The sequence below is a fragment of the Frigoribacterium faeni genome (assembly GCF_011761235.1).
GTDB classification, from domain to species: Bacteria; Actinomycetota; Actinomycetes; order Actinomycetales; family Microbacteriaceae; genus Frigoribacterium; species Frigoribacterium faeni_A.
Genome location: NZ_JAAOYW010000003.1, coordinates 38,563 through 64,331, shown reverse-complemented (window position 1 = coordinate 64,331; position 25,769 = coordinate 38,563). Strand labels below are relative to the sequence as shown.

General features: G+C 73.9%; 24 protein-coding genes and 1 tRNA gene. 10 read left to right on the top strand and 15 right to left on the bottom strand.

The features are described 5' to 3' along the window. Nucleotide 1: 1 nt before the first annotated feature. Complete coding sequence (locus FHR78_RS12410; protein WP_166760864.1) at nt 2-628, bottom strand: DUF6264 family protein; 627 nt, start codon at nt 626-628, stop codon at nt 2-4. Then, the gene (locus FHR78_RS12405; RefSeq protein WP_166760863.1) at nt 625-1,701 is read right to left on the bottom strand and encodes a 4-hydroxy-3-methylbut-2-enyl diphosphate reductase; all 1,077 of its coding nucleotides are present in this window, start codon (nt 1,699-1,701) and stop codon (nt 625-627) included. Before FHR78_RS12405 ends, FHR78_RS12410 begins: the two co-directional genes overlap by 4 nt. Before the next feature lie 93 nt (nt 1,702-1,794). Here FHR78_RS12405 and xseA point away from each other — a divergent pair, with 93 nt between their 5' ends. The 5 genes from xseA to FHR78_RS12380 all read left to right on the top strand — a co-directional run bounded on the left by xseA (nt 1,795) and on the right by FHR78_RS12380 (nt 6,209). Continuing rightward, a complete protein-coding gene (xseA, locus tag FHR78_RS12400; RefSeq protein WP_166760862.1) occupies nt 1,795-3,084 on the top strand; it encodes an exodeoxyribonuclease VII large subunit in 1,290 nt (429 codons plus the stop codon). A 9-nt stretch (nt 3,085-3,093) separates the two neighbouring features. Continuing rightward, complete coding sequence (locus tag FHR78_RS12395; RefSeq protein ID WP_347878193.1) at nt 3,094-3,348, top strand: exodeoxyribonuclease VII small subunit; 255 nt, start codon at nt 3,094-3,096, stop codon at nt 3,346-3,348. Next, nucleotides 3,345-4,058, top strand: a complete 714-nt coding sequence (locus FHR78_RS12390) for a DUF4245 domain-containing protein (RefSeq protein ID WP_166760861.1) — start codon at nt 3,345-3,347, stop codon at nt 4,056-4,058. The genes FHR78_RS12395 and FHR78_RS12390 overlap by 4 nt, the downstream gene beginning before the upstream one ends. A 101-nt stretch (nt 4,059-4,159) precedes the next feature. Beyond that, entirely contained in the window at nt 4,160-4,750 is a 591-nt protein-coding gene (locus FHR78_RS12385) for a carbonic anhydrase (protein WP_166761159.1), read from the top strand. A gap of 64 nt (nt 4,751-4,814) precedes the next feature. Then, the gene (locus FHR78_RS12380; protein WP_166760860.1) at nt 4,815-6,209 is read left to right on the top strand and encodes an aspartate ammonia-lyase; all 1,395 of its coding nucleotides are present in this window, start codon (nt 4,815-4,817) and stop codon (nt 6,207-6,209) included. Between the two features lie 297 nt (nt 6,210-6,506). Here FHR78_RS12380 and FHR78_RS12375 read toward each other — a convergent pair whose 3' ends face one another. From FHR78_RS12375 to FHR78_RS12360, 4 genes are all read right to left on the bottom strand, one after another. Further along, on the bottom strand, nt 6,507-7,004 hold the full coding sequence (locus FHR78_RS12375; protein ID WP_166760859.1) for a prepilin peptidase: 498 nt from the start codon (nt 7,002-7,004) through the stop codon (nt 6,507-6,509). Nucleotides 7,005-7,574: 570 nt separating this feature from the next. Continuing rightward, nucleotides 7,575-8,939, bottom strand: a complete 1,365-nt coding sequence (locus FHR78_RS12370) for a PhoH family protein (protein WP_347878191.1) — start codon at nt 8,937-8,939, stop codon at nt 7,575-7,577. Nucleotides 8,940-9,238: 299 nt separating this feature from the next. Beyond that, complete coding sequence (locus FHR78_RS12365) at nt 9,239-10,366, bottom strand: aminotransferase class V-fold PLP-dependent enzyme (protein ID WP_166760858.1); 1,128 nt, start codon at nt 10,364-10,366, stop codon at nt 9,239-9,241. Nucleotides 10,367-10,456: 90 nt separating this feature from the next. Next, nucleotides 10,457-11,245, bottom strand: a complete 789-nt coding sequence (locus tag FHR78_RS12360) for an isoprenyl transferase (protein WP_347878190.1) — start codon at nt 11,243-11,245, stop codon at nt 10,457-10,459. Nucleotides 11,246-11,361: 116 nt separating this feature from the next. Between FHR78_RS12360 and trhA the strand changes: the two genes are divergently transcribed. Continuing rightward, complete coding sequence (trhA, locus tag FHR78_RS12355) at nt 11,362-12,099, top strand: PAQR family membrane homeostasis protein TrhA (protein ID WP_166760857.1); 738 nt, start codon at nt 11,362-11,364, stop codon at nt 12,097-12,099. Between the two features lie 39 nt (nt 12,100-12,138). Here the strand turns inward: trhA and FHR78_RS14895 are convergent, their stop codons facing one another. Further along, entirely contained in the window at nt 12,139-12,489 is a 351-nt protein-coding gene (locus FHR78_RS14895; RefSeq protein ID WP_208393209.1) for a hypothetical protein, read from the bottom strand. Then, nucleotides 12,486-13,379 carry a mycothiol conjugate amidase Mca gene (mca, locus tag FHR78_RS12345; RefSeq protein WP_347878189.1) on the bottom strand — a complete coding sequence of 298 codons (894 nt, stop codon included), beginning with the start codon at nt 13,377-13,379 and terminating at the stop codon, nt 12,486-12,488. Before mca ends, FHR78_RS14895 begins: the two co-directional genes overlap by 4 nt. A 79-nt stretch (nt 13,380-13,458) precedes the next feature. On the opposite strand from mca, the gene FHR78_RS12340 reads away from it, so the two are divergent. Both FHR78_RS12340 and greA read left to right on the top strand, forming a co-directional pair. Beyond that, nucleotides 13,459-13,917: a DUF4307 domain-containing protein gene (locus FHR78_RS12340; protein ID WP_243862581.1), complete on the top strand. Its 459-nt coding sequence runs from the start codon at nt 13,459-13,461 to the stop codon at nt 13,915-13,917. 136 nt (nt 13,918-14,053) lie between these two features. Next, entirely contained in the window at nt 14,054-14,548 is a 495-nt protein-coding gene (gene greA / locus FHR78_RS12335) for a transcription elongation factor GreA (RefSeq protein WP_166760855.1), read from the top strand. 86 nt (nt 14,549-14,634) lie between these two features. Here the strand turns inward: greA and ilvA are convergent, their stop codons facing one another. Both ilvA and FHR78_RS12325 read right to left on the bottom strand, forming a co-directional pair. Then, nucleotides 14,635-15,873, bottom strand: a complete 1,239-nt coding sequence (gene ilvA / locus FHR78_RS12330; RefSeq protein WP_166760854.1) for a threonine ammonia-lyase — start codon at nt 15,871-15,873, stop codon at nt 14,635-14,637. Next, a complete protein-coding gene (locus tag FHR78_RS12325; protein WP_166760853.1) occupies nt 15,866-17,044 on the bottom strand; it encodes an AI-2E family transporter in 1,179 nt (392 codons plus the stop codon). Before FHR78_RS12325 ends, ilvA begins: the two co-directional genes overlap by 8 nt. A 116-nt stretch (nt 17,045-17,160) precedes the next feature. Here FHR78_RS12325 and FHR78_RS12320 point away from each other — a divergent pair, with 116 nt between their 5' ends. Next, nucleotides 17,161-18,444 carry a DNA glycosylase AlkZ-like family protein gene (locus tag FHR78_RS12320; RefSeq protein ID WP_166760852.1) on the top strand — a complete coding sequence of 428 codons (1,284 nt, stop codon included), beginning with the start codon at nt 17,161-17,163 and terminating at the stop codon, nt 18,442-18,444. On the opposite strand, the gene FHR78_RS12315 is transcribed toward FHR78_RS12320, so the two are convergent. Continuing rightward, a complete protein-coding gene (locus tag FHR78_RS12315; protein WP_166760851.1) occupies nt 18,441-19,346 on the bottom strand; it encodes a M48 family metalloprotease in 906 nt (301 codons plus the stop codon). The genes FHR78_RS12320 and FHR78_RS12315 overlap by 4 nt on opposite strands. Before the next feature lie 30 nt (nt 19,347-19,376). After that, nucleotides 19,377-19,958, bottom strand: coding sequence for a LemA family protein (locus FHR78_RS12310; protein ID WP_208393208.1), 582 nt, complete (start codon nt 19,956-19,958; stop codon nt 19,377-19,379). Nucleotides 19,959-20,242: 284 nt separating this feature from the next. On the opposite strand from FHR78_RS12310, the gene FHR78_RS12305 reads away from it, so the two are divergent. After that, complete coding sequence (locus FHR78_RS12305; protein WP_166760850.1) at nt 20,243-22,492, top strand: hypothetical protein; 2,250 nt, start codon at nt 20,243-20,245, stop codon at nt 22,490-22,492. 280 nt (nt 22,493-22,772) lie between these two features. Here FHR78_RS12305 and FHR78_RS12300 read toward each other — a convergent pair. The 3 genes from FHR78_RS12300 to FHR78_RS12290 all read right to left on the bottom strand — a co-directional run bounded on the left by FHR78_RS12300 (nt 22,773) and on the right by FHR78_RS12290 (nt 25,764). Then, nucleotides 22,773-22,846, bottom strand: a tRNA-Leu gene (locus tag FHR78_RS12300). Nucleotides 22,847-22,929: 83 nt separating this feature from the next. Then, nucleotides 22,930-24,468 carry an FAD-dependent oxidoreductase gene (locus FHR78_RS12295; protein WP_166760849.1) on the bottom strand — a complete coding sequence of 513 codons (1,539 nt, stop codon included), beginning with the start codon at nt 24,466-24,468 and terminating at the stop codon, nt 22,930-22,932. A gap of 39 nt (nt 24,469-24,507) precedes the next feature. Continuing rightward, on the bottom strand, nt 24,508-25,764 hold the full coding sequence (locus tag FHR78_RS12290) for a S8 family serine peptidase (RefSeq protein ID WP_432207156.1): 1,257 nt from the start codon (nt 25,762-25,764) through the stop codon (nt 24,508-24,510). Nucleotides 25,765-25,769 lie beyond the last annotated feature (5 nt).

The following is a 25,769-nucleotide window of genomic DNA, read 5'->3' as shown; positions in this document are numbered from 1 at the left end:
CCTAGGAGGCGGTGCCTGCCCCGTCGAGGACCGACTGCACGAACGCCGGGTCGCCCAGGAACACCGAGAGCACGAGCACGGTCTGCACGAGCGTGACGACCACGCCGGCGACCAGCGGCACCCAGAAGGTGATCGCGCCGCGCCGCAGCCGGCGCACCGTCCACGCGAGCATGAGCACGAAGACGACGAGCGAGACGACGGCGATGGTGCCGCCGGCCCTCTGCAGGTCGGCCCCGCCGGCGAAGTCGTCGACCGGGTAGCCCGCCGCGCTGAACGACGCGAGCAGCGTCCGCGAGAAGCCCGACACCAGCACGATGTTCGCCACGACGTTGTAGCCGGCGAGGCCGAGCAGCACGAAGGTCGCGACACGGTCGACGCGGCGGCCGGAGCTGAGCACGGGGGCGGCGGCGGGCGGTCCCGGGTACGGCTGGGCGCCTCCTCGGCTCTGCTCCTGCTGCGGAGCGGAGGGCTGTCGACCCGCCGGCGACAGGTCGCCCTGGGACGCAGGAGGCGCGACGTCGGCGGGCGGGACGGGACTGACCCAGCCCTCGGGCGCGTACTCGCCGTAGCGGGGCCGGGGCCGCGGGTCGCGAGCCGGCGACGCGTCGCCCTCGCGCTCGTCGGTCATCGGGTGGTGCGTCCGCCGAGCGCGCGGGTGTCGGTCTGGCCCTGGGCGTCCTTGCGGAGCTCCTTCGGGAGGGAGAACATGAGGTCCTCCTCGGCGGTGACGACCTCGGACACGTCGCCGTAGCCGGCGTCGGCGAGGTCGTCGAGCACCTCTTTCACGAGGACCTCGGGCACGGACGCGCCGGAGGTGACGCCGACCGTCTCGACGCCGTCGAGCCACTCCTGCTTGATCTCGCTCGAGTAGTCGACGCGGTAGGCGGCCTTGGCGCCGTGCTCGAGGGCGACCTCGACCAGGCGGACGCTGTTCGAGCTGTTGGCGGAGCCCACGACGATGACGAGGTCCGACTCGACCGCGACCTTCTTGATGGCGACCTGGCGGTTCTGCGTGGCGTAGCAGATGTCGTCGCTCGGGGGGTTCTGGATGGTGGGGAACCGCTCGCGCAGGCGGCGCACGGTCTCCATCGTCTCGTCGACGCTGAGGGTCGTCTGCGAGAGCCAGACGAGGTTCTCGGGGTCGTCGACGACGAGGTCGTCGACCTCGCCGGGGTTCTGCACGAGGGTGGTGCGGTCGGCGGCGTGGCCCATCGTGCCCTCGACCTCTTCGTGGCCGGCGTGGCCGATGAGGATGATGTGGCGGCCCTGCGACCCGAAGCGGACGGCCTCGCGGTGCACCTTCGTGACCAGCGGGCAGGTCGCGTCGATGGCCTGCAGGTCGCGGTCGGCGGCGCCCTTCACGACGGCCGGCGAGACGCCGTGGGCGCTGAAGACGATGTGCGACCCCTCGGGGACCTCGTCGACCTCGTCGACGAAGATCGCGCCCTGGCGCTCGAGCGTCGAGACGACGTGCACGTTGTGGACGATCTGCTTGCGGACGTAGACGGGCGAGCCGTAGTGCTCGAGCGCCTTCTCGACCGCGATCACGGCCCGGTCGACGCCCGCGCAGTAGCCGCGGGGGGCAGCGAGCAGCACCCGCTTCGCCCCGTTGACGGGGGTGTCCCGTAGCCTGTTGCGGAGCGCAGGGACGCGCGGTGTCGGGAGGTCGACGGCGAGAGCGCCGTTCGTGATGTGTGCCACCCGTCGATTCTAGGTGCGACGACTGGTCGCGCTCTGGGAGGCACCGCACCCCGCGCCCTGCCCCGGTCTGCTCTCCGAACTGAGGACACCTGCATGACGATCGTCACCCCGCCGCCCACCGCCGACGCCCCGTGGCCGGTCGGCCTGCTCGCGGGCAAGGTGCGCGACTGGATCGACCGGCTCGGCACGGCGTGGGTCGAGGGCCAGATCACGCAGTGGAACGTCTCGGGCGGCAACGTCTACGGCAAGCTGCGCGACCTCGAGCAAGACGTGACCGTGTCGTTCTCGATCTGGTCGAGCGTGCGCTCGAAGGTCCCCGCCGACCTCAAGCAGGGCGACCGGGTCGTCGCCGCGGTCAAGCCCAACTACTGGGTCAAGGGCGGCTCCCTGACCATGCAGGTCTTCGACATGCGCCACGTCGGGCTCGGCGACCTGCTCGAGCGCCTCGAGCGGCTCCGGGCCCAGCTCACGGCCGAGGGGCTGTTCTCGCCCGAGCGCAAGAAGCGCCTGCCGTTCCTGCCGCAGTGCATCGGGCTCGTCACCGGCCGCGACAGCGACGCCGAGAAAGACGTGCTCCGCAACGCCCAGCTGCGCTGGCCGTCCGTGTCGTTCCGCGTCGTGCACGCCGCGGTGCAGGGCGACCGCTCGGTGGGCGAGGTCACGGCCGCGGTGCAGCAGCTCGACGCCGACCCCGAGGTCGACGTCATCATCGTGGCGCGGGGCGGCGGCGACTTCCAGAACCTCCTCGGCTTCAGCGACGAGTCGCTCGTGCGGGCGGTGGCCGCGTGCACGACGCCCGTGGTGAGCGCGATCGGGCACGAGGCCGACCGGCCCCTGCTCGACGACGTGGCCGACCTGCGCGCGTCGACCCCGACCGACGCCGCCAAGCGCGTCGTGCCCGACGTCAGCGAAGAGCTCTCGCGCGTGCAGCAGGCCCGTTCGCGCATCGGCGTCCGGCTCAACCAGATCGTCTCGACCGAGATCGACCGGCTCGAGCAGGTGCGCAGCCGGCCCGTGCTCGCCTCGCCGCAGACCCTCGTCGACGTGCGCGCCGACGAGGTCGTCCGCGCCGTCGCCCGCGGCGAAGAGCTGCTCGCCCGTGCCGTCGAGCGGGCGCACACCCGGGTGTCCGAGCTGACCGCGCAGCTGCGGGCGCTCTCGCCCCAGGGCACCCTGCGGCGCGGCTACTCGATCGTGCAGCTGCCCGACGGCGCGGTGCTCCGCGAGCCGGCCGACGCGCCCGAGTCCACCCGGCTCGTCCTCACCCTCGAAGGAGGCGCGCTGCAGGCCGTCAGCACCGGCGCCTCCTCCCCAGGCCCCGCCCGCGACGCGTCCTCCCCCGTCGCCGACGACGCCGCCTCCTCTGCCAGCCCCGCTCGTTAGGATCGTCCCGTGGCACAGTCCTCCTCCCCCGCACCGTCCTCGTCCGCCCCGGCCGACGTGCCCGACGTCGCGTCGCTCAGCTACGAACAGGCCCGCGACGAGCTCGTGACCGTCGTGTCCGAGCTCGAGCAGGGCGCGTCGACCCTCGAGCGCTCGCTCGCCCTGTGGGAACGCGGCGAGGCCCTCGCCCGCCGCTGCGAGGAATGGCTGCTCGGCGCCCGCGAGCGCCTCGAGGCCGCCCGGCGACAGGCGCCCGCGGAATGACCGACCCCGGCGGCCCCGACGGCGGCGGGCAGGGCGGCGCGCCCGGCGGCCGGTCGCGACGCACCCGCGAGCCGCGCATCGTCGCCGAGCTCGGCCGGCCCGAGACGCCCGACGAGACCGCCCGTCGCAAGGCCGAGAACACGCGCAAGCACTACGCGAACCAGACGGCCGTCAACCTCACGCTCTCGATCGTGGCCTCGCTGGCCGTCGTGCTGTTCCTCGTGCTCGTCGTCGTGCGGCCCGGCGGCACGGTGAACCGCCAAGAGATCGACTACCGGTCGGTGGCGCAGAACGCCGAGGCCAGCGTCGACGTGCCCCTCGCCGCCCCCACGCTGCCCGACGGCTGGACGTCGAACCGCGCCGACGTCTCGACCGGCGGCGCCGACGGGGTGTCGACCTGGTACGTCGGCTTCATCACGCCCACCGAGCAGTTCATCGCCCTCGAGCAGGGCGTCGACGCCAACGCCACCTGGGTCGCCAACGCGGTGCAGGCACGGCCGGCCACCGGGGCGACCACGATCGCCGGGCTCGACTGGCAGGTCTACGACCGCCGCGACGGCGACAGCCCCGGCAACTACGCCTACTCGATGACGACGACGGTCGACCGCAGCTCGTACGTGCTGCACGGCACGGCCGACGACGTCGAGTTCGAGCAGCTCGCGACCGCCCTGGCCGAGCAGCTCTCCGACCAGACGGGAGACCAGTCGTGACCGACCCCAGCACCGAGGCCGCCGCCTCCGTCGACGCCGCCTCGGGGGCCGCCCCCGCGACGCCCGCCGAGCCGCTGACCCCCGGGCGCGCCTGGGAGCGGATGAAGGCCGGCAACGAGCGCTTCGTGACCGGCGCGCCGCAGCACCCCCACCAGGACAGCGACCGGCGGGCCCTGCTCGCCGGCGGGCAGGAGCCCGTCGCCGCGCTATTCGGCTGCGCCGACTCGCGCCTCGCGGCCGAGATCATCTTCGACGTCGGCCTCGGCGACCTCTTCGTCGTGCGCAACGCGGGCCAGGTGGTCGGCGACACCGTCATCGCCTCGCTCGAGTACGCCGTCTCGGTGCTCGGCGTGCCGCTCATCGTCGTGCTCGGCCACGACAGCTGCGGCGCCGTCGCCACCGCCATCGACTCGCTGACGACCGACGCGCCCCCCGGCTCGCGGTTCCTCGGCGACCTCGTCGACATGATCGTGCCGAGCGTGCGCCGGGCGACGATCGCCCTCGAGCCGGGCGCGGTGCTCGACCCGCGCGCGGTCGGCGCCCTGCACATCCAGGCCTCGGTCGAGGCCCTGGTGGGGCGCAGCGCGCTCATCTCGGCGGCCGTCGCCGAGGGTAGGTTGACCGTGGTCGGGGCGAACTACGCGCTCGCCGACGGCCGGGTCGACCCGTCGATCATCATCGGACGACTCTGACGCCGCGGGGGCGACCGGCCCCCGTGACCATGCCCCACGAGGGCCGAAGGAAGGACACGACGTCGTGACCACAACCGAGTACCGCATCGAGCACGACACCATGGGCGAGGTGCGGGTCCCCGCCACCGCCCTGTGGCGGGCACAGACCCAGCGGGCCGTCGAGAACTTCCCGATCTCGGGCGCCGGTCTCGAGGCAGCCCAGATCGTCGCGCTCGCGCGGATCAAGCGCGCCGCCGCCGTCGTGAACGGCCGACGCGGCATCGTGCCCGCCGGCGTCGCCGACGCGATCGTGGCCGCCGCCGACACCGTCATCGGGGGCGAGCACCACGACCAGTTCCCGGTCGACGTCTACCAGACCGGCAGCGGCACGTCGTCGAACATGAACATGAACGAGGTCCTCGCCACCCTCGCCGGCACCGTCGACGGCGTCGACGTGCACCCCAACGACCACGTGAACGCGTCGCAGTCGTCGAACGACGTGTTCCCGACGTCGGTCCACGTCGCCGTGACCGGTGCGCTGCTGCACGACCTCGTGCCGGCCCTCGAGCACCTCGCCGAGTCGCTCGAGCGCAAGGCCCACGAGTGGGCGGGCATCGTCAAGGCGGGCCGTACGCACCTCATGGACGCCACGCCCGTGACGCTCGGACAGGAGTTCGGCGGCTACGCGCGCCAGATCCGGCTCGGCATCGAGCGCGTGCAGGCCACGCTGCCCCGCGTCGCCGAGGTGCCCCTGGGCGGCACGGCCACCGGCACGGGCATCAACACCCCGGTCGGGTTCCCGCAGGAGGTCATCTCGGTGCTCGCCGACGACAGCGGCCTGCCCGTCACCGAGGCGCTCGACCACTTCGAGGCGCAGGGCGCCCGCGACGGCCTGGTCGAGGCGTCGGGCGCGCTGCGCGTCCTCGCCGTGAGCCTCACCAAGATCAACAACGACATCCGCTGGATGGGCTCGGGCCCGAACACCGGCCTGGGCGAGCTGCACGTGCCCGACCTGCAGCCCGGGTCGTCGATCATGCCCGGCAAGGTCAACCCGGTCGTGCCCGAGGCCGTGCTCATGGTCTCGGCGCGGGTGATCGGCAACGACGCCACGATCGCCTGGGCCGGCGCCTCCGGGTCGTTCGAGCTCAATGTCGCCATCCCCGTGATGGGCACCGCCCTGCTCGAGTCGATCCGGCTGCTGTCGAACGCGACGCGCGTGCTCGCCGACAAGACCGTCGACGGCCTCGAGGCCGACGTCGAGCGCGCCCGTGCGATGGCCGAGTCGTCGCCGTCGATCGTCACCCCGCTCAACCGGGTCATCGGGTACGAAGCCGCCGCCAAGGTCGCCAAGCACGCCGTCGCCCAGAAGATGACGGTGCGCGAGGCCGTCGTCGACCTCGGCTTCGTCGAGCGCGGCGAGGTCACCGACGAGCAGCTCGACACGGCCCTCGACGTGCTGAGCATGACCCGCCCGGGCTGAGCCTGCCCCGCCGCGCCCCGGCTGAGCCGGCCGCGCCCCGGCCCGGCTGAGCCCGCCGCGCCCGGGCCCGGCTGGGCCCGCCGCGCCCGGCTGAGCCTCCCGCGCGCCGGCTGAGCCCGCCGCGCGCCGGCTGAGCCTGCCTTGCCCCGGCCCCCGGCCGCTCGCCCGGACGGCCGGGGCCGGGGGGCCACCTCGGGACTTGCGCGAAATGGGACGAACTACCGCCGGGCCCGGCGGTACTTCGTCCCTTTCGGGGCAGGACGGGCGGACGCGGGCCGCAGCGACGCGTCGCGCGGGCTACACCGCGTCGAGGAACGTCGATGCCACGAAGACCGCGAGCCACCAGCCGACGAGCAACACCGGCCCGAACGAGATGGCCACCCTGCCCGGTGAGGTGCCCCGTCGTCGGAAGGCGACGGCCGCGAGGCCGTGCACTCCCCCGAGCAGCGCCACCGCCGAGAGCCACGCGAGCGGGGCCGACGGCGACGCCAGCGACGCCGCCACGACGCCGGTGCTCGCGAGCTTGGCGTCGCCGGCGCCGAGCCCCCCGCTGTAGACGAGCGGGACGCACGCGACGAGGACGACCAGGCCGAGCATGCACGCCCACGCCGCCGGGACCCCGTCACCGCTGCACACCGCGAGCACCACGCCCGCAGCCGTGCCGACCAGCACCACCAGGACCAGCACGTTCGGGAGCCGCCGCTCCGCGATGTCGATGCGGACGAGGGCGCCGGTCACGACGGCGAGCGCCGACGCCGCGATCGTCCCGGGCGGTGACAGGTCCAGCACTGCCACGAGGCCCGCCAGCGCGAGGCCCGCCGCGACATCGACCCATGCCAGCCGACGGGGCAGAGACGAGCGCCGGGCGTGCTGTTCTGCGCCGTCGCCGTCACGGCCGCCGGAGACCCCTGGCCGGCCGTCCTGGTCTCCCTCTCGGCCGCGTCCGTCCGGGCCGCGCCCGTCCGGTCCGGGCTCGATCGGCCCGCGATCGACCTGCCCGCGATCGTCCAGGCCGGGCTCGACCCACCCGCGCTCGTCCAGGCCGCGCCCGTCCAAGCCCGACTCGTCTCGGCCGCGCTCGTGTTCCGTCGTCGTCATGCGTCGACTGTGACGCCCTCGCCCACACTGCATCCTCGGGGCGGCCCGCCCCTGTGGACGATCTCGGCCAGGCTGCACCCGGGGAGGAGGGACCCGACGTCGGTCGCCGTCACCATGGCCGTCAGCCCCGCGAACGGCCCGCGAGGGTCACGAGTTGCCCCGGATGGCCGCCTCGACGCGTTCGAGGGGACCTTTCGGGGCAACTCGTTCGTCGGCGCCCGGCGAGCACCTGCGCCGGGCTCGACCACGCGGGGCGGAGGGCCCTCGCTACGCGAGCTCGTTCGACTCGAGCAGCTCCGTCACGAGGGCGGCGATCGCGGAGCGCTCCGAGCGGGTCAGCGTCACGTGCCCGAAGAGCGGGTGCCCCTTGAGCGTCTCGATGACCGACGCGACCCCGTCGTGCCGTCCGACCCGGAGGTTGTCGCGCTGGGCCACGTCGTGGGTGAGCACGACGCGGCTGTTCTGGCCGATGCGGCTGAGCACCGTCAGCAGCACGTTGCGCTCGAGCGACTGGGCCTCGTCGACGATCACGAACGCGTCGTGCAGCGACCGGCCGCGGATGTGCGTCAGCGGCAGCACCTCGAGCAGCCCGCGTTCGACGACCTCGTCGAGCACGTTCTGCGACACGATCGCGCCGAGCGTGTCGAAGACCGCCTGGCCCCACGGGTTCATCTTCTCGCCGGCGTCGCCCGGCAGGAACCCCAGGTCCTGCCCGCCGACCGCGTAGAGCGGACGGAACACCATGATCTTCTTGTGCTGCTGCTTCTCGAGCACCGCCTCGAGCCCGGCGCAGAGGGCGAGGGCCGACTTGCCGGTGCCCGCGCTGCCGCCGAGCGAGACGATGCCGACCTCCGGGTCGAGCAGCAGGTCGATCGCGAGCCGTTGCTCGGCCGAGCGGCCGTGCAGCCCGAAGACGTCGCGGTCGCCGCGCACCAGCCGCGCCGTGCCGCGCCCCGTCACCCGGCCGAGCGCCGAGCCCCGGTCGGAGTGCACGACGAGACCCGTGTTGACGGGCACGTCGGCGAGCTCGCGCGAGCTCAGCGACTCCTTGTCCCAGAACGAGGCCATCTGGTCGCTCGACACCTCGAGCTCGGTCAGGCCGGTGTAGCCGCTGTCGACGACCTGCTCGGCGCGGTACTCCTCGGCGGCGAGTCCGATCGACGCGGCCTTGACCCGCAGGGGCAGGTCCTTCGAGACCACGGTGACCGCCAGGCCGTCGTTCGCGAGGTTCGACGCGACCGCGAGGATGCGCGAGTCGTTGTCGCCGAGCTGGAGCCCCGACGGCAGCACGGACATGTTCGAGTGGTTCAGCTCGACGCGGAACGAGCCGCCGGCCCCCACCTCGACGGGGAAGTCGAGCCGGTCGTGCGCGACGCGCAGCCCGTCGAGCAGGCGCAGGGCCTGCCGCGCGAAGTAGCCCAGCTCGGGGTCGTGGCGCTTGGCCTCGAGCTCGCTGACGACGACGACGGGCAGCACCACGTCGTGCTCGGCGAAGCGGAAGATCGCCTGCGGGTCGCTCAGCAGCACCGACGTGTCGAGCACGTAGGTCCGCTGGTCGACGGGCGTTCGGGCGGCACCGGCCCGACGGTCTGCTGAGGTGCCCTGCTGCGCGGCCCGGGTGTTGACGGTCACGACGACTCCATCTCCGAGCGACGAGGCGCTCGGTACCTTCGGCAGGACGGCCGCGGAGCAGTCGCGAGGCGAACTTTCGTGGCCGTCTCGACCGGGCCATCTGCCCGATGAGCCGAACCTACGTCGTGCCGCCGACACCGGTCCGGCGCGCCGCGCCGTGTCGTGTGACGATCAGGTGAACGACCCTCAGGTGCTGGTCGAGGGTCTTGTCGAGGGCCGGACGAGGTGCTGGCCGACGGGCTGGACGGGGTGCCAGCCGAGGTGCCGGCCGAGGTGCCGCGCGAGCGCCCGCGAGCCCCTCAGTACGAGACGGCGCTGCCGTACGACGTGAACGCCTCGCGCAGCAGCTCGAACGAGTCCTCGCCGTTCGACACGTGCGTGCTGAGGCGCACCCCCGTGCTCCGCATCGTCGCGCTGACGCCGTGGTTGAGCAGCGACGCGGCGAGCGTCGTCAGGTGGGCCGGATCCGGCTCGATGACGACGATGCCGGCCCGCTCCGACTCGACGCGCGACGAGACCACGGGCACCGCGAACTCGTCGGCGAGGTCGATCAGCCGGGTCACGCGCTCGGCGACCGCCGCCGCGACGGGACGGATGCCGACGGCCGCGATCTCCTCCAGGGAGGTCGCGAGCCGCGCCTCCGCGATCGGGTCGGGGCGCGACAGCTGGAACGCGGCGGCGCCCGGCGCCGGCTCGGCTCCCCGCTCGTACGACCCGCCCAGGGCGATCTCCGAGCCGTGCACCCCGCTGAACACGGGGGTGAGCTCGGCGAGGGCCCGGTCGCTGAGCGCCATGAAGCCCGTGCCCCAGCCCGCCCGCAGCCACTTCTGGCCGCCGGTCACCAGCACGTCGGCGACGGCCCAGGGCGCGTCCACGACGCCGAAGCCCTGGATGCCGTCGACGATCAGCAGCCGGTCGCCGATGACCTGGCGGATGCCCTCGAGGTCGGCGAGGTACCCGGTGCGGTAGTCGACGACGCTGACGGCGACGGCCGTCACCGACGGGGTCAGGTGCTCGCGCAGCACGGCCGGCGTCACGGCGTCGTCGGGCACGTCGAGCCACACCGTGTCGAGCACGCGCAGGGCCGAGGAGGCGCGGGTCGCCGTCAGAGGAGTGGTCGGGTACTCCCGCGGAGACAGGGCGAGGCCGCCCGTCAGGCCGAAGAGCGTGTGCATCATGCCCTGGCTGGTGCTGGGCTGGAACACGACGTGGTCGGTCGGGAAGCCGGTGAGGGCGGCGACGGCCCGCCGCGCGCGCCCGGACTGCTCGTCGAGGGCGACGGCCGAGCCGTGCCGGGACCGCGACTGCAGCTCGGTCAGCGCCCGCGCCTCCTGCACGACGCCCGTGCCCATCGGGCCGTACGACGCGAAGTCGAACCAGCCTGCCTCGTCGGCGAAGCCTGCGGCGAAGTCGTCGATGGTCCTCACGGTGGTGCTCCTCGGATCGGGGTGCTCCAACCTACCCGGCCCCCGGGCGGCTCGGCCCCGACGACGGCGCCGCCGGCCGCCCCGTCGCGCTCAGCTGCCGTAGCGCCGGTGCCGCAGCGCGAAGTCGCGCACGGCCCGGAGGAAGTCGACCTCGCGCAGGTCGGGGTAGAAGGCCTCGACGAAGTAGAACTCGCTGTGCGCGCTCTGCCACAGCATGAAGTCGCTGAGCCGCTGCTCGCCCGACGTGCGGATGACGAGGTCGGGGTCGGGCTGGCCGCCCGTGTAGAGGTGGTCGGCGATGAGCTCGGGCGTCAGCACCTCGGCGAGCGCGTCGAGGGTGCCGCCCGCGGCGTCGTGGGCGCGGACGATGCTGCGCATGGCGTCGGCGATCTCGCGCCGGCCGCCGTAGCCCACCGCGAGGTTGACGTGCAGGCCGCCGTGGTCGCGGGTGCGGTGCTCGGCCGCGGAGAGCGCGGAGCAGAGCTCGGCCGGCAGGTCGTCGGTCGCGCCGACGTGCTGCACCCGCCAGTCGCGCTGGTGCGACAGCTCGTCGGCGACGTCGCCGATGATGCCGAACAGCTCGGTCAGCTCGTCGGAGGCGCGGTTGCCCAGGTTGTCGGCCGAGAGCAGGTAGAGGGTGACGACGCGGATGCCGAGGTCGTCGCACCAGGTCAGGAACTCGCTGATCTTGGCGGCCCCGGCGCGGTGCCCGTGCGCAGCCGTCTCGAGCATGCGGGCCTTGGCCCACCGGCGGTTGCCGTCGACGATCATCGCGACGTGGTGCGGCAGCTCCGCCCCGTCGAGCTCGCGGCGCAGGCGGCGCTGGTAGAGGCCGTAGAGCAGGCCGCCGGCCACGGGGGGCCGTCGAGGACTCTTCACGTGCCTACGTTAACGCACCCTCGGTCGACGAACTCCGGGTGTCGCCCGTCGACCCGCCGCGTCGGCGCCGAGACCGGTCCCAGCGACCCGGGGGCCGCCTCCCCTACGCTCGCCCCATGAGCACGCCCTCCTCCTCTCCGGTCGCCGACGACGGCGGGGCCGAGCTGCCCCGGCTCCCCCTGCTCGACGACGCGCTGAGCTACCCGTCGATCGAGCGTAAGCCGTCGTGGCGCGGCTGGATCCACGCGGCCACGTTCCCGGTGGCGATCGCGACGGGCGTCGTGCTGGTCGCGCTCGCCGACGGCGCCGCCGCGACCTGGGCCTGCGCGGTGTTCATGACGACCTCGCTGCTGCTGTTCGGCATCTCGGCGACGTACCACCGGTTCCCGTGGAGCCCGCGGGCCAAGATGTTCCTGAAGCGGCTCGACCACTCGAACATCTTCCTGCTCATCGCGGGCACCTACACGCCCATCGCGGCGATCGCGCTCCCGCCCGGCAAGTCGACGCTGCTGCTCGTGCTGGTCTGGACGGCCGCGGCCTTCGGCATCGCGTTCCGGGTCTTCTTCATCCACGCGCCGCGCTGGCTCTACGTGCCGCTCTACGTGCTGATGGGCGTGGGGGCGCTGGGGTTCCTGCCCGACCTCTTCGCGGCGAGCGTGCCGATGACGGTGCTCGTGCTCGTCGGCGGCCTGCTCTACATCGTCGGCGCCACGTTCTACGCGCTGAAGCGCCCGAACCCGTCGCCGGGGCATTTCGGGTTCCACGAGCTGTTCCACGCCTGCACGGTGGCGGCGTACCTGTGCCACTGGACGGGCATCCTCGTCCTGGCGCTGAACGCCCCGAGCTTCGCCTAGGAGGCGCGGGCCTGCCCCACGGGCTCCCTCGCCCCGCCGCTACGGCCGGTCGGGCCCGTCGCGGCGCACGTCGCCGTCGCGGCCGTCGTCGTCGAGCACGGGTCGCGGCTCGTCGTCGAGCCCCGCGGCCGCGGCGCCCGCCTCGGCGCGCTCCGCCTCGATGCGGTCGCGGACCTCGCCGCGGTACCGGGTGCGCCGCACGCGCCGCGTCATGTCGACGATGATCAGCACCGTCGCGATCGCGACGAACGCGATGGCCACGAACCCCCAGACGCCGGGCGTGACGTCGACGTCGGGCACGGTCGACGGCGGCAGCGTCGCGTCGGGGGTGGACGGCTGCGCGAGGAGGCGCACGGCCGTGGACAGCACGAGGTCGCCTGCCGCGCTCACAGGGCCTGCACCCCCACGCGGCCGGTGTCGGGGTCGACGACGCCGGCGAAGAGGTCGGTCTCGGGCAGCGGCGACTCGACGCGCGACTCGACGAGCTGGAAGTCCTCGGTGGGCCAGGCGGCGACCTGCAGGTCGTGTGGCCAGAAGAAGAAGGCGCTGTCGAGCGGCACCTGGCTGGCGTGCGCCCGCAGGGCGGCGTCGCGCACCGGGAAGTACTCGCTCACCGGCACGTGCGTCGTGGCGAGGTCCGGCCGGTCGGCGAAGCGCTCGAGCATCTCGGTGAGGCGCTCGATGAGGGGCGACTCAGGATCCTCCGCCTTCAGGTGGGTGATCATCGCGCCGACCCGGCCGGCGCTGAACATGCGGTCGTAGTAGACCTTGTCGATCTGCCAGGGCTCGCCGGCCGCGGGGTAACGCGCCGGGTCCGCGGCGGCGCGGAACGCCTCCATCGAGATCTCGTGCGTGCGGATGTGGTCGGGGTGCGGGTACCCGCCGATCTCGTCGTAGGTGACGAGCACCTGCGGCTTGAAGCGACGGACGACCGCGACGAGCGGCTCGGCGCTCGTCTCGAGCGGGATGGTCGCGAAGCCGTTGACCGCGACCGGCTCGCCCTCGGCCGGCAGGCCCGAGTCGGCGTAGCCGAGCCAGAGGTGGTCGATGCCCATCGCCTGCTGCGCGGCGCGCATCTCGTGCACCCGCAGGCCGGCGATGTCGCGCTCGGCGTGCGACCGGGCCTCGAGCTGCTCGTTGAGGATGGAGCCCTGCTCGCCGCCCGTGCAGCTGACGACGAGCACCTCGACGCCTCGGCTGCGGTAGTAGGCGTAGGTCGCCGAGCCCTTGCTGGACTCGTCGTCGGGGTGGGCGTGGACGGCCAAGAGGCGCAGGGTCACGGGTTCCTCGCAATTCGTGCAGGGCAGACGTTGCTACCCTCGACACCAGGATAATCGGACGGAGTCCCCCGTGGCGTCCATGCCCCCCGCACCATCACCGGCCGCCGAGCCCGATCAGCGGCTCGACCCGTCGGCCGACGCCGCGTCGGCGCGGCTCGACGCGCGCTACGGCCGCAGCAGCGCGACCCGACGGCGGGGCAGGTGGATCGCGATCGCGGTCGCCGCCTCCTTCGTGCTCGTCTTCGCCGCGTGGGTGGTGTTCGCCGCGTTCGACGGCGACGGCTCGAAGGTCGAGGGCACCGACGTCGGCTACACGGTGCTCGACGACCGGGCCGTCGACGTGCAGTACACGGTCAGCGTCGCGCCGGGCACCGCGGTCGACTGCGCGGTGCAGGCCCAGAACCAGAAGTTCAGCATCGTGGGCTGGAAGGTCGTGCACCTGCCGGCCTCGAGCACGCACTCGACGACCTACACGACCTCGCTCGCGACCAGCGAACGCGCGGTCACAGGGTTGATCTACGAGTGCTGGCTTCCGTAGACTGCGCGGACACCCACGAGACCGGCCACTCGGCCGGTCTCCTTTTTTCGGTGGGCGTGCCCCGACCGGGCGCGCGGCTCCCGCTCCCGCGGACAGGGCCGTCGCACCCGCAGGCCGCCGCACGGACGGAGACACCATGAGCAACGACAACGACGCCACCACCTGGCTGACGACCGACGCCCGCGACCGCCTCCAGGCCGAGCTCGAGACGCTGAGCGGCGAGGGCCGAGCCGAGATCGTGGGCCGCATCGAGGCCGCCCGCGAAGAGGGCGACCTCAAGGAGAACGGCGGCTACCACGCCGCGAAGGACGAGCAGGGCAAGCTCGAGGCGCGCATCCGCACCCTCACCAACCTGCTCAAGCACGCGACCGTCGGCGAGTCCACCGCGGCCGACGGCATCGTCGGCCCGGGCACCGTAGTCACCGCGACCATCGCCGGCGACCCCAGCACGTTCCTGCTCGGCAACCGCGAGATCATCGCGCCCGGCAGCGACCTCTCGGTCTACAGCGAGACGAGCCCCCTCGGCCAGGCCATCAACGGGCTCAAGGTCGGCACGACGACGAGCTACACGGCGCCGAACGGCAAGGAGATCACCGTCGCGGTGACCGCCGTCGAGACGTACGTGCCCTGATCGACGGCACCGCCGCACGCCCTTGAGGCGTGCACGACGGAGGCCCCGGCTCGCTTGAGCCGGGGCCTCCGTCGTGCGCGCCGGGCCTAGAAGTCGATGTCGGGCTCGAAGCCGGCCTCGCGCAGACGCCGCAGGACGTCCTCGACGTGGTCCGGCCCGCGGGTCTCGACGCTGAGCTCGAGCTCGACCTCGCTGATCTGCAGGCCCCGCCCGTGGCGGGTGTGCAGCACCTCGACCACGTTGGCGTTCGCGTCCGAGAGGATCTGCGAGACGCGGGTGAGCTGGCCGGGCCGGTCGGGCAGGCCCACGCGGAGCTTGAGGTAGCGCTCGGCGGCGGCGAGGCCCCGGCTGATCACGCGCTCCATCATGAGCGGGTCGATGTTGCCCCCGCTCAGCACGATGACGGTCGTGCCCAGGTCGCGCACCTGCTCGGTCATGACCGCCGCGACGCCCACGGCGCCGGCGGCCTCGACGACGAGCTTGGCGCGCTCGAGCAGGACGAGCATCGCGCGGGCCGTGTCGTCGTCGCCGACGGTCACGACCTGGTCGACGGTCTGGCGGACGATCTCGAAGTTCAGCACGCCCGGGCGGGCGACGGCGATGCCGTCCGCGATGGTCGGGGTGGCCACGATGTCGGTGCGGACGCCGCTCTGCATCGAGACCGCGTACGGCGCGGCGTTGGCGGCCTGCACGCCGATGACCCGCACCCGGCGCCCCGTGCGGGCCGTCTGCTGCGCCACGGCGCTGGCCACGCCCGCGATGAGGCCGCCGCCGCCGATCGGCACGACGATCGTGTCGACGTCGGGCACCTGCTCGAGGATCTCGAGGCCGAGGGTGCCCTGGCCCGCGACGACGTCGTGGTGGTCGAAGGGCGGGATGAACGCAGCGCCGGTGCTGGCGGCGAACTCGGCGGCGGCCCGGAGCGCCTGCTCGACGTCGTGCCCGCTGAGCACGACGTCGGCGCCGTACTCGCGCGTGGCCTGCAGCTTCGGCAGCGCGACGCCCACGGGCATGAAGATGGTCGCCGCGATGCCGAGCTCGCGCGCAGCGAAGGCGACGCCCTGGGCGTGGTTGCCGGCGGAGGCCGCCACGACGCCGCGTGCCTTCTCGTCGTCGCTCAGCTGCGTGAGGCGGTTGTACGCCCCGCGGATCTTGTACGAGCCCGTGCGCTGCAGGTTCTCGCACTTGAGGTGCACGGGCGAGCCGAGCAGCTCGGCGAGGAACCGCGAGCTCTCCATCGGGGTGACCCGCGCGACACGGGCCACGCGCTCGCGGGCCTGCTCGATCTCGAGCAGCGTGGGACCGGAGATGGTGGTCTCAGACATCGGTGGCCTTTCCGGGCGAGGTGACGTCGGCCGACGTCGGGCGGGGGGTCGTGCGCCACGAGCCCCTCGCGACGTAGCCGACCATGACGTTGACGACCGCCACGACGGGCACGGCGAAGAGGGCGCCGGGGATGCCGGCGAGCAGCGCGCCCGCCGCGACGCCGAACACGACCGCCAGCGGGTGCACCTTGACGGCGCTGCCCATGACGAACGGCTGCAGCAGGTGCCCCTCGATCTGCTGCACGACGATCACGACCGCGAGCATCAGCAGCGCCACGACCCAGCCGTTGTAGACGAGCGCGATGAGCACGGCGACCGCGCCGGTGGCCACCGCGCCGACCACGGGCACGAACGAGCCGAGGAACACGGCGATGGCGATCGGGGCCGCGAGGGGCAGCCCGAGCAGCAGCGCGCCCAGCCCGATGCCGACGGCGTCGACGAACGCCACGAAGATCTGCACCTTGACGAAGTTCGTGAGGGTCAGCCAGCCCGCCCGGCCGGCGCCGTCGACGGCGTCGCGGGCCCTCCGCGGGAACAGCCCGACGACCCAGCGCCAGATGTCGGCGCCGCCGACGAGCAGGAATATCGTCGTGAAGAGCAGCAGCACGAGGCCCGCGCCCACGTGCCCGGCGGTCGAGCCGATCGAGAGGGCGCCGCGCAGCAGCGGCTGGCTGTCCTGCTGCAGGGCGGCCACGGCGTCGCTCAGGTAGCCGTTCAGCTGGGCCTCGGTGAGGTGCAGCGGCGACGCGAGCAGGAACTCCTTGAGCTCGCCGTAGGAGGCGACGGTCCGGTCGCGCAGGGCCGGCCAGCCGTCGACGATCTGCAGCACCACCAGGAAGAACAGGCCCGCCACCACCACGAGGAACCCGACGAGGCTCACGACGACCGCCAGCCACTTCGGCCACCGGTGCTTCTGCAGCCAGCCCGAGAAGGGCACGAGCAGGGCCGAGACGAGCAGGGCGATGAGGAACGGGATGACGATGATGCGCAGCTGCACGACGAGCCAGATGAAGACGCCCAAAACGCCGACCACGAGCAGGATGCGCCACGACCACGCCCCGGCGATGACCATGCCCCGCGGCACCGACGGATCGGGTGCCCACGAGGTCGGGACGCCCGGGTCGTCCCCGGGCTCGGCCGGTCCGCGCGGGGGCCTGGTGCGGCGCATCATCCGCTCAGTGTAGGGCGGCCTAGGGGTTGTTCCGCCCCGCCCTGCATGCCCCCTCGGGCATGCGTCGAGGAGGCGCGGGCCGGGCCGGCGTCGGAGGCGGCCGCTAGCCTCGCACCGTGCCCCGCGACCGCCTCTCCCCCGCCCTCGCCCGCCGCGTCGCCCTGGCGGCGCAGGGGCTCGGTCGTCCGACGGCGGCGCCCGGCGCGACGACCGTGGGCACCCGCCAGCTCACCGGGCTCGTCGACCGTCTGGGGCTGCTGCAGATCGACTCGGTGAACGTCTTCGAGCGCAGCCACCACCTCCCCGTCTTCGCCCGGCTGGGCCACTACGACCGCGCCGCCCTCGACCGCCTCGTTTTCGCGCCGCGGGGTCGCTTCGTCGAGTACTGGGCGCACGAGGCGGCCATCGTGCCGGTGTCGACCTGGCCCCTCTTGCGCTGGCGCATGCACGACTACGACGCCAAGTGGCGGGCCGACGAGGGCTCGTGGTTGGCGTCGAAGCCGCAGATGGCGCGCTGGCTGCTCGACGAGATCCGCGACCAGGGCCCGCTGCCCGCCAGCCTGGTGCAGCACGACGCCGAGCTGTTCCCGACCCCGACGCGCACGGGGCCCTGGTGGGGCTGGGGCGACGTCAAGCGCGGCCTCGAGGCGCTGTTCCGCACGGGTGCGCTCGTCAGCGCCGGCCGTCGCCGCTTCGAGCGCGTCTACGCGCTGCCCGAGCAGGTCCTGCCCCCGGCCGTGCTCGGGGTCGAGGTCGACCGTGCCGAGGCGCACCGGCAGCTCGTCGAGCGAGCCGCCCGAGCCTCCGGCGTCGCCACCGCCGCCGACCTCGCCGACTACTGGCGTCTCAAGGCCGCCGACGTCCCGCCCGCGCTGCGCGACCTGCACGACGCGGGCGTCGTTCAGCCCGTGACGGTCGACGGCTGGGCCGCGCCCGCCTGGCTGCACGCCGAGGCGCGGCTGCCGCGGCGCCTCGAGGCCGACGCGCTGCTGTCACCCTTCGACCCGGTCGTCTGGCACCGGCCGCGCGCCGAGCGCCTCTTCGGGTTCCGCTACCGCATCGAGATATACACGCCGCAGGCGCAGCGGGTGCACGGCTACTACGTGCTGCCGGTGCTGCAGGACGACCAGCTCGTCGGCCGCGTCGACCTCAAGAGCGACCGGCAGGCCGGCGTGCTCCGGGTGCAGGCGTCGTGGCGCGAGCGCGACCTCGTCGTCGACGTCGACCGGCTGGCCGCGCTGCTCGGCCGGGCCGCCGCGTGGCAGGGGCTCGACGGGGTCGAGGTCGTGGCCCGCGGCGATCTCGCGGCCGACCTGGCCGCGGCCGTGGCCGTCGCGGGCTCCGGCCCTGGCACTGGCTCCGACGCCGGTGCCGGCGCCGGGCCTGGCAGCCTCGACTAGAAGCGCGAGGCGTTCTCGCGCAGCCGCGCGACGCGGTCGGCGAGCGGCGGGTGCGTGCTGAACAGCCGGTCCATGACGCCCGGCTTCATCGGGTCGCTGATCCAGAGGTGCGACATCGACGTGCTCTGCTGCTGCATCGGACGCCCGTAGGCGCCCAGCTTCTCGAGCGCGCTGGCGAGGCCCTCCGGGTGCCGGGTGGTCAGGGCCCCGGTGGCGTCGGCCAGGTACTCGCGCTGGCGCGACACCGCCGCCTGGACGCCCGCCGCCGCCAGGGGCGCGATGATCATCGCGACGAGCCCGAGCACGAGGAACACCGGGTTCGAGCCGCCGCCGTTGTTGTTGCTGTTCGTGTTCCGCCCGCCGGTCAGGGCGCTGAGGAACGACATGCGCATGAGCACGTCGGCGAGGAACCCCACGGCGACGACCAGCCCGAAGACCATCGTCGAGACGCGGATGTCGTAGTTCTTGACGTGGCCCATCTCGTGCGCCATGACGCCCTGCAGCTCGGCGTCGTCCATCAGGGCGAGCAGCCCGGTCGTCGCCGCGACGACGGCGTGCTCCGGGTCACGACCCGTCGCGAACGCGTTCGGCGCCGGGTCGACGACGACGTACACCTTGGGCATCGGCATGCCCATCGTGATCGACAGGTTCTCGACGGTGCGCCAGAGGCGGGGCGCCGTCGTCGCGTCGACCTCTTGCGCCCCGCTCATCGACAGCGCCTGACGGCCGGCCGCGAAGTACTGGATCAGGGCGTAGCCCGCCGCCGCCACGAGCACGACGAAGCCGATGGAGGGGCTGTTCCAGAGCGCGGACGCGGCGAAGCCGAGCGCGCCCACGATGAGCAGGAACACGAGGACGATGAAGACCGTGTTGCGCTTGTTGCGCGCGATCGCCGAGTACATGGCAGGGGCCGGTGCGGTGCGGGCGGCGGGCTAGAACTGGACGCGCGGCGGCTCGGCGATGGCCGAGGGCTCGGCGACCTCGAAGAAGTCGCGCTCGGTGAAGCCGAGGCGCTTCACGAAGAGCGTGTTCGGGAACGTCCGCGTCTTGGTGTTGAACTCGCGCACCCCGCCGTTGTAGAAGCGGCGGGCGGCCTGGATCTTGTCCTCGGTGTCGACGAGCTCCGACTGCAGCTGCAGGAAGTTCTGGCTCGCCTGCAGCTGAGGGTAGGCCTCGGCCACGGCGAACACGCCGCGCAGGGCCTTCTGCATGTGGCCCTCGGCGGCGGACGCCTCGGCGGGCGTCTGGGCTCCCAGGGTCTCGGCCCGCGCCTCCGTGACGTTCTGGAACACCTTCGCCTCGTGCGCGGCGTAGCCCTTGACCGACTCGATGATGTTCGGGATCAGGTCGGCGCGGCGCTTGAGCTGGACGGTGATGTCGCTCCACGCCTCGTCGACGCGGACCTTGAGCGTGACCAGCGAGTTGTACGTCGCCCAGAGGTAGATGCCGGCGATCACCGCCAGCAGGACGATGACTCCGACGGCGACGAGGATGCCGATGAGGGCCGGTTGCATGGGTGGTGACTCCTTGGGGATGCGGCTCGGGTGGGCACGCCGTCGTCGCCCTCAGGGTGCCGTGGGAGGGCCACGTCGATGCGAGGGACACTATAAATGCGCCGGATGGGGGCCTCGTGTGGACCGGGCGTCTTCTGGGGGAACTCCCGACATCAGGTGTCGCGCGTCGCGGCGGGTGAGCGCTCACCGGCCCGGCGCGGGCAGGCCGCGGCCCGGCGGGTCGCCGCGAGTTGGTCCGCGCGACCGATTGACACCTCCCCCCGAGACGTGCTGAATGGGTGACGGTGCCCTTCTCCTCGACACAGCTCTCCCCGCGTCCCGCCGTCGCCGGACGCGTCGCAGGCGAGCCCGGACGCCGCCTCCGGGCCCGGCTCGCCACGGCCCTCGGGCTGGGCGCCCTCCTCGCCGCGATCGCGGTCGCGGGCGGTCCCGCCGGCACCGCGGAGGCGGCGGGCACGCCGACCTCGACGCCCGCGCCCCAGGTCGGCACGCCCAGCCCGACCCCCGACCCCACGCCGCCGGCGCCGCCCGCCGGCCCGACGATCCAGCCGGTGGACGACAGCGCGACGGGATCGGTCGTCGTGCGCGGCGGGTCCGCGCCCGGGGCCAGGGTCAAGGTCGCCCTCACGGGCAACGGCGCCTACCGCGACCTCTGCCCCGCCGTCACGACGTCGCCGTCCGGCACCTGGGCCTGCTCGGCCACCGTCCCGAGCGGTGCGGGCTGGACGGCCGTCGCCACCGACCTCGACCACGACGAGCTCGAGCCGGCGACCTCGGCGGCCTTCTCGGTGCTCACCGCGCCCACGGTCGGCTCCGGGCTGCTCGTCGGCGCGAAGCTGAGCGGCACGGCGTTCCCCGGCGCGTCCGTCACCGTCACCTCGGGCTCGGGCGGCACGGCCGTCGCCTCCGCCTCGGCGGACGGCAGCTGGGTCGCCGTGCTCCCGGCCGCGGGCTTCCCGTCCGGCCGCCACGACGTCAGCGCCGTGCAGTCGTCGTCCCGGGTGCCGGCCGTGCCCGTCTCGGCGGCGTCGACGTCGTCGAGCGTCACCGTCGACCGCGACGCGCCCGCCGCGCCCGTCGTCACCAGCCCCTCCTCGGGCCAGCGCGTCGACGCCGTGCCGGTCGTCGTCTCGGGGACGGGCGAGGCCGGGGCGCTCGCCACCGTCTACGTCGACAGCACGCCCGTCTGCCAGGCGACGGTCTCGGGCGCCGGTGGCTGGTCGTGCAGCGCGAGCGGCTCCGAGCTCGCCGACGGCGACCGCGTGCTGCAGGCCGCGCTCGTCGACCCGGCCGGCAACTTCGGCCCGCCCAGCGAATCGGTGCGCATCACCATGGGCGCCGCGGTCGTGGCGCCCCCGTCGCCCGGCGCCTCGGCGACGCCGCGGCCGGGCGCCACGCCCGCCCCGGGCGCCGTGCCGCCCTCGCCGGCACCCCCGCAGCAGCAGGACGACGGCTCGGTCGCGCCCGGTCCCTCGGCAGGTCCCGGCGACGAAGGAGGCGCAGGCGGCGTCCCCGAGGCGCCGACGGCTCCGCAGACGGGCACCTGGGCGACCGCGACGACGTTCGGCGCCCACCTCCCCACCCTCGGGCAGACCCTCTCCGGGCCCACCTGGCCGCTGGGCGCGGCAGTGGCGCTGCTGTTCCTCGTGCTCGTGGCCGGCCCCGCGCGGCTCGTGGCCGGGGCGACCCGGGGCCGACTGCGCCCGCGCGCGGTCCGGATCGCCGGACGCAACCGCTCCGCCGAGCTGCCCACCTCGTTCAACCGCGGCGGCGTCGACCCCCGCGTCGCGTCGGGCCTGGCCCTGCTCGGAGGCGCCGCCGCCATCGCCCTCGCCGCGGGCGTCGACGGACAGGTGCAGTACCTGCGGCTGCTGGCGGGGATCGTGCTGGGGCTCAAGGCCCTGAACGCCCTCGTCGTCGTCCTCCCCGCCGCGCTCGTCGCACGCCGCCTGGGGCTCGGGGTGCGGGTGCGCATGTCGCCGGGGCTCCTGCTCGCCGCGGCGGTCGCCTGCGGCGCCACGCGCCTTCTCTCGCTCGACCCTGCCCTCGTCCTCGGCGTGCTGCTCGTCGGCACCCTCGGCGCCGTGCAGCACCACGGATCCCACGCCGTCGGCGAGGGGCGGCAGCCCGCCGACCGCGACGTCGGCATCGCCGCGACCGCCCAGCTGGCCGCGACGATCGTCGTGCCGGCCGTGGCCTGGGTGCTGCACGGGCTCGTCGACGCTCCGGGCGCCTGGCCTCAGCTGGGCCGGGAGGCGCTCGCCACCGTGTGCCTCGCCGGCCTCGGGTCGCTCGTCGTGCAGCTGCTGCCCCTGGGGTCGCTGCCGGGGCGGCAGGTGTGGGCCTGGTCGCGCAGCGCCTACGCCCTGCTCGCCGTCGTCGGCGTCTCGGTGGCCGGTGTCGTGTTCGTCGGCGCCCCCTCCTCGACGTTCCCCCTCACGGCGGTCGTCGTGACGAGCCTCGTCGCGGCACTGCTCGCGGTGGCCGCCTGGCTGTGGGTCACGATCGTCGAGCCCGCACGCCGCAGCCTGTAGCCCGGCCCTCGGCGCGGCTCGGAACTGTGGTGCCCCCGCACGGGGACGACGCGCCAGCGTCGTCGGGCCGCGTCAGGGTTCGGATCCCGGAGGGGGCGCCGAAGCGGAGCGGAGGTGCCCCCGCACGGGGACGACGCGCCAGCGTCGTCGGGCCGCGTCAGGGTTCGGATCCCTGCGGGGACACGAGCTCTGCGAGTGCCCCCGCACGGGGACGACGCGCAGCGTCGTCGGGCCGCGTCAGGGTTCGGATCCCGCAGGGGGCGCCGAAGCGGAGCGGAGGTGCCCCCGCAGGGATTCGAACCCTGACTGAAGCGATTTTAAGTCGCCTGCCTCTGACCGTTGGGCTACGAGGGCGCGCCCCCAGCCTACGATCCGGGGGCGGGACGACGACGCCCGCCGCGCTGAGGTCAGCGGGCGGGCGTCGTGGCGGGGTCGGCTCAGTCGGAGGTCGACAGCGAGCCGCGGCCCGCGTCGGCGTCCGTCGTCGCCGCGGCCTTCTTGGCGGCGGGCTTGCGCGCCGGCGTCTTGCGGGCCGGCTTCTCGGCCGACGAGTCCTTCGACTCGCCCTTCTCGTCGACGGGGTTGGCGTAGGCGGGGCCGGGCTCGCCGGCGGCCTTGCCGAGCTCGGGCGTCGCGGGTGCGGCCGGTGCGGCGGCGGACGCCTTGGGACGCGAGGCGAACTCCTCGAAGGCGGCACGGGGACGCTCGCGGTTGTCGAGCGAGACGATGTCGCGTCCGAGCCACATGTTGTTCCACCAACCGGTCGCCACGCGGAACTTGCGCTCGAACGACGGCATCGCGAGGCCGTGGTAGCCGCGGTGCGCAGCCCAGGCCGGAAGGCCCTTGAGCACGAACTTGCCGCTCTGGAACACGCCGACGCCGACGCCGAGGCCGGCCACGGCGCCGAGGTTGTCGTGACGGTACTCGGCGACGCCCTCGCCGCGCAGCGACGCGGTGATGTTCTTCGCCAGGTGCTTGCCCATGCGGACGGCGTGCTGGGCGTTCGGCACGCAGAAGCCGCCGACGCCCTTGCCGGTCACGTCGGGGGTGGCCGCGACGTCGCCACAGGCCCACGCGTCGGGCACGACAGCGTCGCCGTCGACGACCCGCAGGTCGGCCCCGACGGTGATGCGGCCGCGCTCCTCGAGGGGGAAGTCGGTGCTGCGGACCATGGGGTTGGCCATGACGCCGGCCGTCCAGACGATCAGGTCGGACTCGAACGACTCGCCCGTCGACAGCTCGATGACGCCGCCCACGGCCGACTTGAGCTGGGTGTCGAGGTGCACGGTCGCGGCGCGCTCGGCCAGGTTCTTCAGCACCCAGTGGCTGGTCTCGAGCGAGACCTCGGGCATGATGCGGCCCATGGCCTCGACGAGGTGGAAGTGCGTGTCGTCGACCGTGAGCTGCGGGTACTTCTTCAGCAGGTCGCTCGCGAAGCTGCGCAGCTCGGCGAAGACCTCGATGCCGGCGAAGCCGCCGCCGACGACCGTGACGGTGAGCAGGCGGTCGCGGGCCGGGCCGGCCGGCAGGTTCGCGGCCGCGGCGAAGTTCGTGAGGAGTTTGTCGCGGATCGCCGCCGCCTCCTCGATGGTCTTGAGGCCGATGGCCTCGTCGGCCACGCCCGGGATCGGGAACGTGCGCGAGACGGCGCCGGCCGTCATGACGACCTGGTCGTACTCCATCGTCCAGGCGTCGCCCACCTCGGGGGTGATGGTGGCGGTCTTCGAGGCGTGGTCGACCCCGGTGACCTTCGCCGTGACCACGGTCGTCTTCTTGAGGTGGCGGCGCAGCGCGACCACCGCGTGGCGCGGCTCGATCGAGCCGGCGGCGACCTCGGGGAGGAACGGCTGGTAGGTCATGTACGGCAGCGGGTCGACGATCGTGACCTCGGCTTCACCGGCGCGCAGCCACTTCTCGAGCTTCCAGGCGGTGTAGAAACCGGCGTAGCCGCCGCCGACGATCAGGATCTTGGGCACAGGGAGGACTCCTCGAGGTGGTGGGGTGGCACGACGACTTTACTCCTGCTCGTGTCGCCGCCTGAACTGGCGGGCCGCGCCCACGGCCACGGCGGCCATGGCCGACCCGAAGACGGCGAAGACGATCAGCGGCAGGCCCGTCGAGCGCATCGACTCGACGGTCGGCAGCAGCGCACGGAGGGGGTGGTCGCCTCCGCTCTGCGGGCTCGGCACCGGGGCGGGCTCGACGGGCGCGACGGCGTCGTCCGTCGGGGCCGGTGCGTCGGCGCGCCGGTGCACCCGGATCCACTCGGCGAGGTCGCCCATCGGGTTCGCCGAGACGGGCGCGACGCTGCGCTGCACGGCCGCCGCAGCGTCGACGAGCCCGTAGCCGTAGAGGGGGTCGGGCTGCGAGGCGCCGCGCGGCTCGGCCGTCGAGACAACGCGGTTGACGACGTCCGCCGCGCCGAGCTCGGGGTGGGCGCTCCGCACCAGGGCGACGACGCCGGCAACGAGGGGCGTCGCCCCGCTGGTGCCGCTCCAGCTGTAGTGAACGTCGCCGGGCCCGACGCCCACGAGCTTCTCGCTCGGGGCCGAGACGCCGATCGTGATGCCCTGGCTCGACGCGTCGAAGCTGGCCGCCCCGGAACGGTCGACGCCCGCGACGGTGAGCACGCCCGGCATGGTGGCGGGCGCGCCCACCTCGGTCGTGCCGCTGCCGCGGTTGCCCGCGGCCGCGACGACGACGACGTCGTTCTCCTGGGCGTGGAGGAACGCCTCGTCCCAGCTCGTGGGCCAGTCGAGGGTGTTGCGCGTCAGCGACATGTTGATGACGTCGGCGCCGTGGTCGACCGCCCAGGTGACGGCGTCGGCGATCTGCTGGTCGGAGTCGACGGCCCCGGCCCCGAAGCCGACGGAGATCGACAGCAGCTCGGCCTCGGGCGCGACGCCGATCACGCCGCCGTCGGCCCCGGTGCCGCGCCCGGCGAGCAGGGAGCCGACGAGGGTGCCGTGCGCGGGGTCGTCGGCGCCCACCGGGCTCTGCCCGTCGGCCGAGCCCTGCCCGGACACGTCGACGCCCCCGACGACGGCGCCCTGCAGCTCGCGGACCGAGCCGTCGACGCCCGTGTCGATGACGGCGACGGTGACCCCGGCCCCGCGCGTCGTCTGCCACGCCTGCCGGACCCCGTAGTCGGTCAGCCAGTACTCGGCGTCGCGCACCGTGTCGGCCGACGCCGCCCCCGCGGTGCCCAGCACGAGCCCCGCGGTCGTCGCGACGACGACCAGGCCCGCCACGAGCCCCCCGGGGCGGCGCACGGTCG

What these genes read in the sequence shown, in the direction of transcription:
- FHR78_RS12385 (WP_166761159.1), top strand. Translation starts at nt 4,160, where the DNA reads ATGAAGGCCGGCAACGAGCGCTTCGTGACCGGCGCGCCGCAGCACCCC.
- FHR78_RS12390 (WP_166760861.1), top strand. Translation starts at nt 3,345, where the DNA reads ATGACCGACCCCGGCGGCCCCGACGGCGGCGGGCAGGGCGGCGCGCCC.
- FHR78_RS12315 (WP_166760851.1), bottom strand. Translation starts at nt 19,346, where the DNA reads ATGTACTCGGCGATCGCGCGCAACAAGCGCAACACGGTCTTCATCGTC.
- FHR78_RS12325 (WP_166760853.1), bottom strand. Translation starts at nt 17,044, where the DNA reads ATGATGCGCCGCACCAGGCCCCCGCGCGGACCGGCCGAGCCCGGGGAC.
- greA (WP_166760855.1), top strand. Translation starts at nt 14,054, where the DNA reads ATGAGCAACGACAACGACGCCACCACCTGGCTGACGACCGACGCCCGC.
- xseA (WP_166760862.1), top strand. Translation starts at nt 1,795, where the DNA reads ATGACGATCGTCACCCCGCCGCCCACCGCCGACGCCCCGTGGCCGGTC.
- FHR78_RS12310 (WP_208393208.1), bottom strand. Translation starts at nt 19,958, where the DNA reads ATGCAACCGGCCCTCATCGGCATCCTCGTCGCCGTCGGAGTCATCGTC.
- ilvA (WP_166760854.1), bottom strand. Translation starts at nt 15,873, where the DNA reads ATGTCTGAGACCACCATCTCCGGTCCCACGCTGCTCGAGATCGAGCAG.
- trhA (WP_166760857.1), top strand. Translation starts at nt 11,362, where the DNA reads ATGAGCACGCCCTCCTCCTCTCCGGTCGCCGACGACGGCGGGGCCGAG.
- FHR78_RS12410 (WP_166760864.1), bottom strand. Translation starts at nt 628, where the DNA reads ATGACCGACGAGCGCGAGGGCGACGCGTCGCCGGCTCGCGACCCGCGG.
- FHR78_RS12340 (WP_243862581.1), top strand. Translation starts at nt 13,459, where the DNA reads ATGCCCCCCGCACCATCACCGGCCGCCGAGCCCGATCAGCGGCTCGAC.